At 68.0% G+C, this 621-nt stretch carries 1 protein-coding gene; it reads right to left on the minus strand.

Annotation, left to right across the window (positions count from 1 at the left end; all coding sequences use genetic code 11):
* The coding region (locus NJ376_RS07955) for an arsenic resistance protein (RefSeq protein WP_252952709.1) at nt 1–621 on the minus strand (621 nt) is incomplete at both ends.

Here is a 621-nt window from a genome sequence, read left to right on the forward strand (position 1 = left end):
AGTTGCTGGCGCCGATCAGGGCTGACGGGCCCGCCACGCTATGCGCCGAGCCGCATTGGCGGTTCAGCAGGTAGGCGAGGCCCGCATTCAGGTAGACCTGGATGAGGATGGGCACCGCCAGCAGCAGGATGACCAGCGGTTGCGCCAGGATCTGTTCGCCCTGGAAGCCGAACAGCAGCACCAGCGTGGCCAGGAGCGCGACCAGCGACACCGGGTGCAACGCCTTCAGCGTTCGCTGCAGGGCCGCCTCGCCGCCCGAGGCCAGCAGCGAGCGCCGCCAGATCTGCGCCGCAACGAGGGGCACGATGATGTAGAGCGCCACGGACAGCAGCAGCGTGTCCCAGGGCACCGTGATTGCGGAGAGCCCGAGCAGCAGGCCGACCACCGGGGCGAAGGCGACGACCATGATGGCGTCGTTCAGCGCCACCTGAGACAGGGTGAAGTTCGGTTCGCCATCGGTCAGGCGGCTCCAGACGAAGACCATTGCGGTACAGGGTGCTGCGGCCAGCAGGATCAGCCCGGCGATGTAGCTCTCGATCTGGCCCTCGGGCAGCCAGGGGCGGAACAGCCAGCCGATGAAGAGCCAGCCCAGCAGCGCCATCGAGAAGGGCTTCACCAGCC

The organism is Siccirubricoccus soli (genome assembly GCF_024178315.1).
Lineage (GTDB): Bacteria > Pseudomonadota > Alphaproteobacteria > Acetobacterales > Acetobacteraceae > Siccirubricoccus > Siccirubricoccus soli.